This is a genomic window from Rahnella sp. PD4 (assembly GCF_049199325.1).
Taxonomy (GTDB): Bacteria; Pseudomonadota; Gammaproteobacteria; order Enterobacterales; family Enterobacteriaceae; genus Rahnella; species Rahnella perminowiae.
Map to the genome: position 1 here is coordinate 187,983 of NZ_JBLZQF010000007.1, position 12,974 is coordinate 200,956.

A 12,974-nucleotide genomic window follows, 5' to 3' on the forward strand; every position below is an offset into this window, starting at 1 on the left:
GTACGGGTTTTTGCGAGCTGCATTCAGACTATTTATCTTCCTGGCTTAAACAGGCGTGTTAAATAATCCCGCCATTCACCTTCAGCGTCTGGCCGTTGACCCAGGCACCGTCGGGTCCGGCGAGGAAGGCGACCACGGAGGCGATATCCTCCGGCTGACCGAGGCGTTCGAGCGGCGAGGTTTTGGCGATGGTTTCCACCAGTTGTTCGGATTTACCGTTGAGGAATAAATCCGTTGCCGTCGGACCGGGCGCCACAGTATTGACGGTTATCTGGCGGCCGCGCATTTCCTTGGTGAGCACGCGGCTCAGCGCCTCGACAGCGGCTTTGGTCGCGGCATACACGCCATAAGTCGGCTGATATAACCCGACAACCGTTGATGAGAAATTGATAATACGTCCGCCGTCGTGCAGGTTTTTCGCCGCTTCACGCAGCGTGTTGAAAGTGCCTTTCAGGTTGATATCGATAAGGCGGTCGAATGTTGCATCGTCGGTATCGGCGATAGCGGAAAGCGTCATAATACCCGCATTATTCACCAGCACATCCACGCCGCCAAACGCCTGTTCCGCGCTGGCAAACATCCGGCTGACCGCCGCCGCGTCGCTGACATCCGCCTGCGCGCTGATGGCTTTTCCGCCTGCCTGTTCAATTTTTCTGACCACCTCGTCGGCTTCTGACGCACCGCGTGAGTAGTTCACAATCACGGTAAAACCGTCGCGCGCCAGACGCTCTGCGATGGCGGCGCCGATACCGCGTGATGCGCCGGTGACCAGCGCGACTTTCGGTTTGGATGAAGTCATGATGCGTTCCCTTTTTTCAGTGATTCGGATCTGTTGTCGGTGAGGAAAGCGTAGCCGATTGACGCTGCCGGATAATTACCTGATATTCGTTATCACTATCCGGAAAAGGTGAACAATTATCATGGATAAGCTCGACAGCATGCAGTTATTCACCCGCGTGGTGGAACTGCGCAGTTTTACCCAGGCTGCACAGGCGCTGAACCTGAAACGCTCGACGGTGACCGATGCCATTAAGCAACTGGAGTGGCGGCTGAACATCCGGCTTCTGCAACGCACCACCCGCCACGTCAGCCCGACGCTGGATGGCGAAGCCTATTATCAGCGCTGTCTGCGTATCCTGGCGGATGTGGAAGATGCCGAGATGGCCTTTGCCGGTGCGCAGCCAAAAGGGCTGTTGCGGGTGGATGTGCACGGGTCGATGGCGCGGCATTTTCTGCTGCCCGGCCTGCCGGATTTTCTGGCGCAGTATCCCGACATTGAGTTTTACATGAGTGAAGGTGACCGGCTGGTGGATCTGGTGCGGGAAGGCATCGATTGCGTGATCCGCGCCGGAGAGCTGAAAGACAGCGATATGGTGGCGCGGCCACTTGGTACGTTGCCGGAAATTACCTGCGCCAGTCCGGACTATCTGCAACGTTGTGGAACGCCAGAAACACCTGACGATCTGGCCGGTCACCGGATGATTGGTTTTCGTTCCAGTGCGACCGGCGGGCTGCTGCCGCTGGTTTTTCAGCAGCAAGGCAAAACACGCGAAATCCTGCTGCCAACCAGTTTGTCGGTCAACGGCGCGGAAAGCATGAAAGAAGCCGCACGGCGCGGGATGGGAATTATTCAGGTGCCGCATTACGGTCTGCTGGAGGATCTGGCACAGGGAAGCCTGGTGCAAATTCTGGCGGATTTCCCGGCCGGTTCGCTGCCGGTTTCCCTGCTTTACCCGCGTAACCGCCAGCTTTCGCCCCGTGTGCGGGTGTTTATCGACTGGATGGTGAAAGAGTTTGCGCGGCGTGATTCGCATCTGACATGATAGTTTTTCTGCTCAGAAGGCATGACGTCACAACGTTAACGATTGGGAGAAGCCGATGATCACACCTGCTGTATTGCTGCATATCGGCAGCGAAGAAACGCAAGTTATCGTCCGTAATGATGATAGCGAAGATAAAAGTTTGCTCCTGACACTGGGCTCTCAACTCACCTCCGTCGGCTATTTCCGCCATTCACCGCCGACGCCGGATGAAATGGAAACCGCCATTATGGTGGTCGAAGATGAAGTGACGCGCATCCGGCACGACATTCCACCGGGCGCTAAATTATTCAGCACAGACAACGACATCCGCGTGCTGGCCCGCATTGCCGGTGAGGCGGAAAACGAAGTTATGACGTTGTCGCGGGATGCAGTGGAACGCACGTTTGACCGGCTGGCGCTGGTGATTAATGGCCGTCCTGCGCATTTCGAAGGCATTCCTGACGGCAATGATTTCGCTGCCACGCTGCTGATTTTGCGCGAGTTTATGCATCATCTGCAATTTGATGAAATTGTGGTGAAAGGGACGAAGTTTGAGATATCCAGGTAAGCATTAAAGAGAAAAGAACAGCCCCGGACGGGGCCGCTAATACGTTAGCCCTGGATCAGGATTTACTTTTTCCCTGCCCGTGGGTGTCGTAATAATTGAGCACGAATTCGAGATCGAAGGTTTTCGAGTGGAATGTCTGTTTAAGTTTTTCCTGTAAAGGTGCTGGTAAAGCTAAAAACCGACCTTCTGTTTTTATCACAGAGGGATTTGCACCTGGCGAAAGGACAATCAAAGATTCGATCACTGTTTGATAATCTTGCCCGCTATGTGCGCTTTCAGGAAAACTGCCCGCATAGGCAATCATGCTCAGCATATATTCATATTCCTGCTGCTGAATACAGGCTTTCATTGATTCATTTTTGAAATACATCAGCGCAGTCGATATTGTTTCCTGATCAAAAGGCTTCAGATCTTCTGCGGTGATTTTCGGCTTTTGTTGCTCTTTTTTGTCACATAGCGTGGTTTGTCTGCCCAGGCTGTCCATCGCAGATTGCATTGCCTGCTTTAGTCTTAATGGCTCCGGCGAGATATCCTGACTGGCACATACGCTCAGAGGAAAAAAGAGTAATAGTGCGGTTAATGGTAAGAGCTTCACATTCATTCCTTAAATGTTTAACGAAGGATTTCCATTATATTTCCTGTCTCCAATTTTAAATTAATAAACATCACATCCCCGATAAATAAAAAGCCTCCCTGAAATATTCAGAGAGGCTTATATTTTCCGTTTATTTAATTACGTTACTGCAATGGATTAATGATTTTTTAATACCGCAGGATCCGATTCCATCAGTACCATCCCGCTGAGATCTGGCAGGGTCTGGTGATCCAGATAATCCCGGAACAACATCCGCGGAGCGTTATTTTCCCAGGCGGATTGCAGCTTGCCGAGCAGGTCAGTAGTTTTCGACATGATTTCCGGCGTGGTGATGTCGGATTCCAGCGCACCTTTCACATATTTCTGAATATGTGTTGAGTTGGTGGCGGACTGATCCACCGACGCACTCACCAGCGCACCTTTGTGATATTGCACGGACGTCGTGCTTTCTGCCGTGTCATCAATCTGGTAGTAAAGGTAATTCTGCGAGTTACGGTCGCTGGTCAGATTCAGTTTCAGCCCCGGTGTCAGCGACTCATGGTAGCTGGCGACCAGATGTGACTGCTGTTTCTGCGTGATATTGCGATCCTGCGTACTGGTGCCGGTGATGGTGCTGGCCTGCGACACCTGATAAGAGAATGTATCCGTTTCATCCGGGCGCATCGGATTGGTAGAACTGACCGGCGTCTGCGTCACCGAGGCCGTGAAATCCGCCAGTCCGGTCATCATGTTTTTATCGGTTTTGGTCAGCGAGAAATACACCGGCTCAGAACCCCGGCTTTTATAGGTTGTCGCCGTATCGCCATAATTGCTGTTCAGCGCGGTAAAAGCCTCTTTGAACATGGTCATCAGCGAATCATCAGCATTGCCACGATTACCCGCACTGTTGATCTGTTTGAGATAGCTGTTCAGCGCCTGCTTTTGCTGGTTTTCTGTGCCGAGCAGTGCGCGCTTACTCATGTCGACGCTGATATCCACCGTACCGGCAATACCGGTCGATTTCACTGAGCGGGTATTGGCATCAGCGTGAAAATCCAGCGTCTGAGTATGGGTGGTGCCCAGCGTAGCGTGTAAATCCACCGATGACAGTACCGAGGAATCAAACTTCGTCAGACCGCTCAGATCCAGCTTCGGCGGCTGCGCCGTCAGACCATCAATCGCTTTCTGGAAACCTTCCGCCAGCCCCGCCAGCGCTTTGCGATCGGCATCACTGAGCGTGCCTTTGCTGACATTCACCTGCACGCCAAGACCGTCATCACCACTGCCCAGCGTAATATCCACCCGTGCACCGCTGGCGGTTTTAATACTCAGGCTTATCTGATTATCGGCTTTGGTATGGAGTTGGGACTGGGCAGCCACATTGGCCGCCGCAGTGGCCTGCGAAGCCGAAGTTTGCTTTATTACCGATTGCGAATAACTGCTGCCGTCAGTGGTAAAACGCTCAAGCAGCGCCGCGCCGAGCCCGGCAAAACGCGACGCATTGCCGGCGTTGCTGAAATTCGATGCGAGTTTGGAAGACATCAGGTCGCTGGAAGAGCGTTCCCAGACTAATACCGGTTTGGTAATGGTATAGACCGGCGACGTGGTGTCCGTCTGGCCGATAATCACCGCTGCTGATTGCGCCGTTGAAGCCTGCTGCTGACTGGCGGCGGAGGATACCGCCGTCAGTGATTTTGTCGTCGTAACCAGTGTATTAAGCGCCTGATTACCTGCCGAGGAGATAACTGTCATCCCGATAAGTCCCTATGTTTTTCGCCGTAGCGCCAGTGGATACCCTAATCCTTCTGATGTTATTTTCGGCAAAAACGCAGGGAACTTTAAGGATGTGTAAAAATTTATTTCTTTTAAAAACCTCCCCGGATTTATTCCAGCGGCCCACCCAGAATGGTTTCACACATACCGGAAAGAATGCGCTCGCCGGTTTCACTTTTCAGATCTTCGTACCATTGTTCGGTCACGGCCATTTCTTTGCCGTGAGTGACATCGCAGCGTTTACGCGCTTTCAGCACCAGATCCTTCACGCGACAGGCGCGTTTCTCCTGATAACGCAACAGCGCATCTTCGATGCCTAACGAATTGGTTTGCAACATATTCGCCAGTACGATCGCATCTTCCATTGCCGCACAGCCGCCCTGCCCGATATCCGGCGTGGTGCTGTGGCCGGAGTCGCCGAGCAACGCAATACGGCCTTTGACCAGTTGCATAAAGGGTTCGATGTCGTGGATTTCAACGCGGTTAGTGGTCTCCGGGTTGATCTGACTGATCAGTTTTTGCACCGGTTCTGCCCAGCCCGCAAAGTAACCCTGCAAATCATCGCGCACGGTGGTGCGATCCTGCGGCAAGCCTTTCGGCAGCGGCACGTCAAAGAAAAAGTAGAAACGGTTGCCGCTTACCGGCATCAGTGAAACGCGTTTACCCTCGCCGACAAATGTCGTCCATTGATCGGCAGGCGCAATACTTTCATCGATTTCTACCAGACCGTTCCAGTTGACGTAACCGGCGTAGCGGCGCTCCGTCGCATAGCCCAGCACATGCTGGCGGATAATAGAATGGGTGCCGTCGGCCGCAATCAGTAAATCGCCGGTCGCGGAGGTGCCGTCGTCAAACCAGGCGGTGACGCTGTCGTCAGATTCCTCAACATGCGTCACGCGCTTGCCGAACTGCACCTTATCGCGGCCATAGGTATCAAGCAGCATTGATTGCAGTTCAGCACGCGCCACCGGATAGGGTTGTTCGCCAACGCTCTGGATCAGCGGTTCCATACTGAACCGCGTCATGGTCTGCCCCTGCTGATAGTCTTTGTAGGCCATGAAGCGCATATTGCCGCCGAGTTCACGAAGCGCCTCTTTCATGCCGAGATAATTCAGGCATTTGACGCCGTTAGGCCAGATAGAAATCGCCGCGCCTACCGGTTTGATCTCCTTCACCGCCTCGTATACCGCCGTTTCGATACCAAAACGCTTCAGCGCAATCGCCGCACATGCACCGCCAATCCCGCCACCAATCACGATCGCTTTCATATTTTTCTCCCCTGAGTCTCTCTGGAGAAAAGCAATTTCTGTACCACAAAAGCGATTTGCCGCCGGAGCCTTGTATACAATCTTAAGTACAATCCGCCGCAGCCCTGAACGGGAAAAAAATGCGCTAAAACGAGGCGCTGTTTTGACGCAATGGCGGCGCAATGAGCCAGCCTGGTGCGTCGGCAAAAGATTGAGAGCGGTAAAAGCCAGAAAAACAAAAAGCCCCTTTCGGGGCTTTTTGTTTTTCTGACAGAGGAGCCCGAAGGCAACAAATCAGAACGGGATATCGTCGTCGAAATCCATTGGTGGTTCGTTGTTCTGTGCTGGCGCGTTGTGTTGCGCAGCCGGACGTGCCTGCTGGCCGCCGCTGAACTGGTTGCCGCCTTGTGGTTGCTGAGGCTGACCCCAACCGCCCTGCTGGCCGCCTGCGGATGGCTGACCGCCACCTGCTGGTGCGCCGCCGCCGGCACGGCCGCCGAGCATCTGCATGGTCCCACCCACGTTAACCACGACTTCGGTGGTGTATTTTTCAACGCCAGCCTGATCGGTCCATTTACGGGTTTGCAGTGCGCCTTCGATGTAAACCTGGGAACCTTTCTTCAGGTATTCGCCCGCAACTTCAGCTAATTTACCGAACAGCACAACACGGTGCCATTCCGTTTTTTCTTTCTGCTCGCCGGTCGCTTTGTCACGCCAGCTTTCAGACGTTGCCAGTGTAATGTTGGCGACTGCACCGCCGTTAGGCATGTAGCGGACTTCCGGGTCTTGCCCCAGATTACCGACGAGAATAACTTTGTTTACGCCTCTGCTGGCCATGTGGATTCTCCTGATGATGTATGTCGTGGCTGAAACCACAGTTTGGGGTGTGAGGAACTCACTTCGCGACATTATAACCACAAAACGTTGCCTTCGTACCATGGATGTAAAACGTTGGGATTTTCTTTCCAGATTGTTCAGCAAACATTCCATCGTTACATCGAGTACTGGATATACATTCAGGTTTTGGGGTGGCACAGGCTGTGATTTGTGTCATAATTGCGCGTTACGTTCTTCTCTGTGCCCGATTCGATGACTGGCGCGAAACAGGTTTTCACGGCGGTCACCGGCACGGTGAGCTATCAAGTTAATCCGGGAATGATGAATGGATAAGATCGAAGTTCGGGGCGCACGCACCCATAATCTCAAGAATATCAACCTGATTATCCCGCGCGACAAACTGATTGTTGTCACCGGCTTATCTGGTTCAGGCAAGTCTTCTCTGGCGTTTGATACACTGTACGCCGAAGGCCAGCGCCGCTACGTCGAGTCGCTGTCAGCCTACGCACGCCAATTTTTATCCTTAATGGAAAAACCGGACGTCGACCATATTGAAGGTCTGTCTCCGGCGATTTCGATTGAGCAAAAATCAACATCACACAACCCGCGCTCTACCGTCGGGACCATCACGGAAATCCACGATTATCTGCGCCTGCTGTTTGCCCGCGTGGGCGAGCCGCGCTGCCCGGATCATAATATTCCGCTGTCAGCCCAGACTGTCAGCCAGATGGTGGATAACGTACTCGCGCAGCCGGAAGGCCAGCGCCTGATGTTACTGGCGACCATCATCAAAGACCGCAAAGGCGAGCATACCAAGACGCTGGAAAACCTGGCGTCGCAGGGCTACATCCGTGCGCGTATTGATGGCGAAGTCTGTGACCTGTCGGATCCGCCGAAATTAGAACTGCAGAAAAAACACACCATTGAAGTGGTCGTCGACCGCTTTAAAGTACGTGACGATCTGGCCCAGCGTCTGGCGGAATCGTTTGAAACCGCGCTCGAGCTTTCCGGCGGTACCGCCGTGGTCGCCGATATGGATGACCCGAAAGCGGAAGAAATGCTGTTTTCGGCTAACTTTGCCTGTCCGGTGTGTGGCTACAGCATGCGTGAGCTTGAACCGCGTATGTTCTCGTTCAACAACCCGGCCGGTGCCTGTCCGACCTGTGACGGACTGGGCGTACAGCAGTTTTTCGATCCTGATCGTGTGGTGCAGAATCCTGAGCTTTCACTGGCAGGTGGCGCGATCCGTGGCTGGGATCGCCGTAACTTCTATTACTTCCAGATGTTGCGCTCGCTGGGCGAGCACTATGATTTCGACGTGGAAGCGCCGTTTAATGCACTGAGCAGCGACGTACAACATGCCATCCTGCACGGTTCCGGCAAAACTACGATTGAATTTAAATACATCAACGATCGCGGTGATACCTCGATTCGTCGCCATCCGTTTGAAGGCGTGCTGCACAATATGGAACGCCGTTATAAAGAAACGGAATCCAGCGCGGTACGTGAAGAACTGTCGAAATACATCAGCAACCGTCCGTGTACGTCCTGCCGTGGCACCCGTCTGCGTGAAGAAGCCCGTAACGTGTTTGTCGAAGAAACCACGCTGCCGGAAATCTCCGATTTCAGCATCGGTCATGCGATGGATTTCTTCCGCAATATGAAACTCAGCGGCCAGCGCGCCAAAATTGCTGAGAAAGTGCTGAAAGAGATCGGCGATCGCCTGAAATTCCTGGTGAATGTCGGATTGAATTACCTCTCGCTGTCTCGTTCTGCGGAAACACTGTCCGGCGGCGAAGCCCAGCGTATCCGTCTGGCAAGCCAGATTGGTGCCGGTCTGGTGGGCGTGATGTACGTACTTGATGAACCTTCCATTGGCCTGCATCAGCGCGATAACGAACGTCTGCTGGAAACACTGATCCACCTGCGCGACCTCGGTAACACGGTGATTGTGGTTGAGCATGACGAAGACGCCATCCGCGCCGCTGACCATATTATTGATATCGGACCGGGCGCGGGCGTGCATGGCGGCGAAGTGGTGGCTGAAGGTACGGCTGAAGACATTATGGCGACCGAGAATTCACTGACCGGGCAGTTCCTGAGCGGCAAACGTGAAATCTCTGTACCGGCACAGCGCGTCCCTGCGGATGCGGCAAAAGTGCTGAAACTGTCGGGCGCTAAAGGCAATAACCTGAAAGACGTCACGCTGACGCTGCCGGTTGGCTTGTTTACCTGTATCACCGGCGTGTCCGGCTCCGGTAAATCGACGCTTATCAACGACACGCTGTTCCCGCTGGCACAGCGCGAACTGAATGGTGCGACGATTGCTGAAGCCGCGCCGTACCGTGAAATCGAAGGCCTGGGACATTTCGATAAAGTCATAGACATCGACCAGAGCCCGATTGGCCGTACGCCGCGCTCCAACCCGGCGACCTATACCGGTATTTTCACGCCGGTGCGCGAGCTGTTTGCCGGTGTGCCGGAATCACGTTCACGCGGCTACACGCCGGGGCGTTTCAGTTTCAACGTCAAAGGCGGCCGCTGCGAAGCCTGTCAGGGCGATGGCGTGATCAAAGTCGAGATGCACTTCCTGCCGGATATTTATGTGCCGTGTGACCAGTGCAAAGGCAAACGCTATAACCGCGAAACGCTGGAAATTAAATACAAAGGCAAGAGCATCCACGAAGTGCTGGAGATGACCATTGAAGAAGCGCGTGATTTCTTTGATGCCGTCCCTGCGCTTGCGCGTAAATTGCAGACGCTGATCGACGTCGGTCTGACCTACATCAGCCTTGGCCAGTCCGCGACCACGCTGTCCGGCGGTGAAGCACAGCGTGTGAAACTGGCGCGTGAGCTGTCCAAACGCGGCACCGGTCAGACGTTGTATATTCTCGACGAGCCGACCACCGGCCTGCACTTTGCCGATATCCAGCAACTGCTGGAAGTGCTGCATCAGCTTCGTGATCAGGGCAATACTATCGTGGTGATTGAACACAATCTGGACGTGATTAAAACCGCGGACTGGATTGTCGATCTCGGGCCGGAAGGTGGCGCGGGCGGTGGACAGATTCTGGTCGCCGGTACACCGGAAACCGTCGCGGAATGCAAAGAATCGCATACCGCGCGCTTCCTGAAACCGCTGCTGGAACGCCACAGCCAGCAGGCGAAGAAAACAGCGTAATCTTTAAGCGCCGATCAGCGCCCTCCCCTGCGAAGGGGAGGGCGCTGAGATCACTTAAATATCTTCTGCACAAACTCCGCATAGGCCGGGCGCCAGACGTCCATTTCGTGGCCAAGCTTCGGGTATTCGTGGTAATCGAATTTAATCTTTTTCTCTTCCAGCTCGGTTTTCAGTCCGGCGATATCCTTGCCCGTTACCACATCTTTTTCGCCGACAACGACCGTAAAGTTTTTCAGCTGCGCGTTGATTTTATCCGGTTCGGCGAAGCGTTTCTCAACGTCGGCATTCGGCACCGTCGTGGTACTGACACCGCTGAAGGTCGCCAGCCAGCCGAACTGGTCGAGGTGCGTCATGCCGCTGACCAGCGTCTGATAACCCCCTTGTGACAGCCCGGCCAGCGCGCGTCCGGCGGCATCATCACGTACGCGGAAAGTTTTGGAAATCAGCGGGATAATGTCACCGGTCAGTTCTTTATCGGCAGCGGCAGCATTGCGCGGATAGAATTCCTTGCGACGATCTTTGGTGACGTAATCTTCCGGCACCACCCCTTTGGCATCGGTTTCTGTATCCGGGATCACCACCAGCATCGGCACGATTTTTTTCTCCGCCAGCAGGTTATCCATGATTTGCGGAATGCGACCCTGATCCAGCGCCGAGCGGCCGGTGTCGCCAAAACCGTGGTAGAAATAGAGCACCGGCAGCGGCTGTGAGGCATCGCTGTAACCCGGTGGCGTCCACACCGCGACCTGACGTTCAGAATTCAGCGCGACGGAATGATAGGTCAGCGTGCGCACTTCTCCGTGCGGCACCTTGTTCACATCCAGAATACTGCCCGGCACCAGAATCAGGCTGGTATTCACCTGACGCTGTGGCTTGGGCATTGCACTGCCCGGATCGGCAATCCGCAAGCCATCGACGTTGAAGAAATATTCATAGAGATCAGGTTTTTGTACATCTGACGTCCAGCTCCAGATACCTTTATCGTCCTTGGTCATCTGATGCGGAATGTACGTCACCGGCGTGGCACCGGTCACCACATCGACATGTTCAGCCGTCGGCGCATACAACCGGTAAGTGATGGTTAAATCAGGATTCACCGCCGTGATGTAATTCTTCGCAGGCACCGACGTATCAGGATCCTGCGGCAGGCTTTGCGCACTGACGGTCAGGGGAAACGGCGCACTGAGCGCCAGAATCAAAAGCGTGGCAAGATTCAGCCGGTTACGGGTCATCATCCTTTCCTTTTGGGTTGGCGTGAGCAAATGGACAACGTGCCCTTAAGTAACTCACTGTTTTTGCACAACTCTCAGAGTAGATTATTTTTGCCGTCAGCGGTCGTGATCGGCGTCACTGTTCAGAAGATGCGTCTAACGCATGAAGCTGAGGCAATGCACTCAGTCGCTGATAAGCAAAATCCCAGAATATCCGCACCTTGCGTGGCATCTGCTGGACCTGCTGCGCCACCAGTTGTACCGGCAAAGGCAAAGGTTCGAAATCCGCCAGAAGCCGTACCATACGGCCCGCCTGCACATCATCCTTCACCTGATACGACAGTAACCGTGCTATCCCCTGCCCGCTGCGCACCGCCAGCAACTGCGATTCCACATCATTGGAGAGCAGACGCGGCGACAACCGGACGCGCAAATCATCCTCATGCGGCCCGAAACGCCATTCGCAGATTTGCGTGCGCAGCGTGCCCGTCACCGTCTGATGCACCGCCAGTTCAGACGGATGCTTCGGTTCGCCATGCTGCGCCAGATACGCCGGGCTGGCGACCAGCACGCGGGTGACTTCGGCGACCTTGCGCGCGACTTTGCCTGAATCTTCCTGATGACCGATGCGTACCGCCAGATCTAACCCTTCGTCGATCAGATCCAGATTGCGGTCATTGAGTATCATTTCGATTTGCATATCAGGGTGTTGCGTCAGAAACTCCATCACCAGGGGCGCAACGTGTTTACGCCCGAACTGCACCGGCGCGGTGATGCGCAGCAGGCCGCTGAGCTGAGTTTCAGCGGTATCTTCTACCGCATTCTGATACTGGCTGAGCAGCAGCCGGGCTTTTTCCGCCAGCCGTGCGCCCGCTTCTGTCGGCGCCAGACTGCGCGTGGTGCGCTCGACCAGCCTTGCGCCGAACCGGTGTTCCAGCGAGGCGATGGCGCGGGTGATGGCCGGTGGAGAACGGTGAAGTTTACGGGCAGCTTCCGCCAGGCTGCCATACTGAAGTACAGCGACAAAAATCGCCATTTCATCCAAACGGTCCATAGATTCTTCCACAAAGTGAAACGCTCAATTTCAATCTTCGTGGATCACAATCATCTGGCGCAAGAGTAATCTTTGATTCATACCTCAAAAGGAGACAACCCATGCCCGCCATTCAACTTTACAGTACGCCGCTTTCCGGTCACTGCCACCGCGTCATCCTGCTGCTGAACATGCTCAGTCTGCCCTTTGAAACTAAAGACGGCGGCAAAGAGGTTCGCCAGACCGCAGAATTCGCGCAGTTAAACCCGCTGCGACAAGTGCCGGTGCTGACCGACGGCGAACACATTGTCACCGACAGTCATGCGATTCTGGTGTATCTGGTGAAACGCTACGCACCCGACAGTCACTGGTTACCGGAAGATCCGTTCCAGGCGGCGGAAGTCCAAAAGTGGTTGTCCCGCGCTGCCGGTGAAGTGCGCTACGGCCCGGCATCTGCCCGTATGGTGAAACAATTCTCAGCACCGGAAGTGTATGAAAGTGCGCTGAAAGTGTCGGCAAAATTCCTGCCGCAGCTTGAACAGCATCTGGAAAACCACGAGTTTCTGGCGACGGAGCGGGCCACGATTGCCGATCTGGCCTGTTACAGCTATGTAGCGGCGGCACCGGAAGGCGGCGTTTCGCTGGCGGATTATCCGGCGATTCACCGCTGGCTGAAACGGATCGAAAGCCTGCCGGGCTTTACGCCACTTCCGGCGTTGCCACTGCCTGAGAACGCGGGGTAAAAGAC

At 54.5% G+C, this 12,974-nt stretch carries 11 protein-coding genes; 4 read left to right on the top strand and 7 right to left on the bottom strand.

Features of this window, described 5'->3' with window-relative positions:
- Positions 1–58 precede the first annotated feature (58 nt).
- On the bottom strand, positions 59–799 hold the full coding sequence (locus ACOZIO_RS18040) for an SDR family oxidoreductase (RefSeq protein WP_129954797.1): 741 nt from the start codon (positions 797–799) through the stop codon (positions 59–61).
- A 121-nt stretch (positions 800–920) separates the two neighbouring features.
- Here ACOZIO_RS18040 and ACOZIO_RS18045 point away from each other — a divergent pair, with 121 nt between their 5' ends.
- Positions 921–1,823, top strand: coding sequence for a LysR family transcriptional regulator (locus tag ACOZIO_RS18045; protein ID WP_421595556.1), 903 nt, complete (start codon positions 921–923; stop codon positions 1,821–1,823).
- A 55-nt stretch (positions 1,824–1,878) separates the two neighbouring features.
- The gene (locus ACOZIO_RS18050; RefSeq protein WP_129954799.1) at positions 1,879–2,370 is read left to right on the top strand and encodes a hypothetical protein; all 492 of its coding nucleotides are present in this window, start codon (positions 1,879–1,881) and stop codon (positions 2,368–2,370) included.
- A 55-nt stretch (positions 2,371–2,425) separates the two neighbouring features.
- On the opposite strand, the gene ACOZIO_RS18055 is transcribed toward ACOZIO_RS18050, so the two are convergent.
- From ACOZIO_RS18055 to ACOZIO_RS18070, 4 genes are all read right to left on the bottom strand, one after another.
- Complete coding sequence (locus ACOZIO_RS18055) at positions 2,426–2,965, bottom strand: hypothetical protein (RefSeq protein WP_421595557.1); 540 nt, start codon at positions 2,963–2,965, stop codon at positions 2,426–2,428.
- A gap of 156 nt (positions 2,966–3,121) precedes the next feature.
- Positions 3,122–4,696, bottom strand: a complete 1,575-nt coding sequence (locus ACOZIO_RS18060; RefSeq protein ID WP_421595558.1) for a hypothetical protein — start codon at positions 4,694–4,696, stop codon at positions 3,122–3,124.
- A 131-nt stretch (positions 4,697–4,827) separates the two neighbouring features.
- Complete coding sequence (hpxO, locus tag ACOZIO_RS18065) at positions 4,828–5,985, bottom strand: FAD-dependent urate hydroxylase HpxO (protein ID WP_129954802.1); 1,158 nt, start codon at positions 5,983–5,985, stop codon at positions 4,828–4,830.
- Positions 5,986–6,258: 273 nt separating this feature from the next.
- On the bottom strand, positions 6,259–6,801 hold the full coding sequence (locus ACOZIO_RS18070) for a single-stranded DNA-binding protein (protein WP_421595559.1): 543 nt from the start codon (positions 6,799–6,801) through the stop codon (positions 6,259–6,261).
- Positions 6,802–7,126: 325 nt separating this feature from the next.
- Between ACOZIO_RS18070 and uvrA the strand changes: the two genes are divergently transcribed.
- Entirely contained in the window at positions 7,127–9,982 is a 2,856-nt protein-coding gene (gene uvrA / locus ACOZIO_RS18075; protein ID WP_129991950.1) for an excinuclease ABC subunit UvrA, read from the top strand.
- Positions 9,983–10,032: 50 nt separating this feature from the next.
- On the opposite strand, the gene ACOZIO_RS18080 is transcribed toward uvrA, so the two are convergent.
- Positions 10,033–11,214 carry an esterase gene (locus ACOZIO_RS18080; protein ID WP_129992011.1) on the bottom strand — a complete coding sequence of 394 codons (1,182 nt, stop codon included), beginning with the start codon at positions 11,212–11,214 and terminating at the stop codon, positions 10,033–10,035.
- A gap of 115 nt (positions 11,215–11,329) precedes the next feature.
- The gene (locus ACOZIO_RS18085) at positions 11,330–12,247 is read right to left on the bottom strand and encodes a LysR family transcriptional regulator (protein ID WP_129991949.1); all 918 of its coding nucleotides are present in this window, start codon (positions 12,245–12,247) and stop codon (positions 11,330–11,332) included.
- Positions 12,248–12,348: 101 nt separating this feature from the next.
- On the opposite strand from ACOZIO_RS18085, the gene ACOZIO_RS18090 reads away from it, so the two are divergent.
- Positions 12,349–12,969, top strand: a complete 621-nt coding sequence (locus tag ACOZIO_RS18090; RefSeq protein WP_129991948.1) for a glutathione S-transferase — start codon at positions 12,349–12,351, stop codon at positions 12,967–12,969.
- Positions 12,970–12,974 lie beyond the last annotated feature (5 nt).

What these genes read in the sequence shown, in the direction of transcription:
- ACOZIO_RS18040 (WP_129954797.1), bottom strand. Translation starts at nt 799, where the DNA reads ATGACTTCATCCAAACCGAAAGTCGCGCTGGTCACCGGCGCATCACGC.
- ACOZIO_RS18045 (WP_421595556.1), top strand. Translation starts at nt 921, where the DNA reads ATGGATAAGCTCGACAGCATGCAGTTATTCACCCGCGTGGTGGAACTG.
- ACOZIO_RS18050 (WP_129954799.1), top strand. Translation starts at nt 1,879, where the DNA reads ATGATCACACCTGCTGTATTGCTGCATATCGGCAGCGAAGAAACGCAA.
- ACOZIO_RS18060 (WP_421595558.1), bottom strand. Translation starts at nt 4,696, where the DNA reads ATGACAGTTATCTCCTCGGCAGGTAATCAGGCGCTTAATACACTGGTT.
- hpxO (WP_129954802.1), bottom strand. Translation starts at nt 5,985, where the DNA reads ATGAAAGCGATCGTGATTGGTGGCGGGATTGGCGGTGCATGTGCGGCG.
- ACOZIO_RS18070 (WP_421595559.1), bottom strand. Translation starts at nt 6,801, where the DNA reads ATGGCCAGCAGAGGCGTAAACAAAGTTATTCTCGTCGGTAATCTGGGG.
- uvrA (WP_129991950.1), top strand. Translation starts at nt 7,127, where the DNA reads ATGGATAAGATCGAAGTTCGGGGCGCACGCACCCATAATCTCAAGAAT.
- ACOZIO_RS18080 (WP_129992011.1), bottom strand. Translation starts at nt 11,214, where the DNA reads ATGACCCGTAACCGGCTGAATCTTGCCACGCTTTTGATTCTGGCGCTC.
- ACOZIO_RS18085 (WP_129991949.1), bottom strand. Translation starts at nt 12,247, where the DNA reads ATGGACCGTTTGGATGAAATGGCGATTTTTGTCGCTGTACTTCAGTAT.
- ACOZIO_RS18090 (WP_129991948.1), top strand. Translation starts at nt 12,349, where the DNA reads ATGCCCGCCATTCAACTTTACAGTACGCCGCTTTCCGGTCACTGCCAC.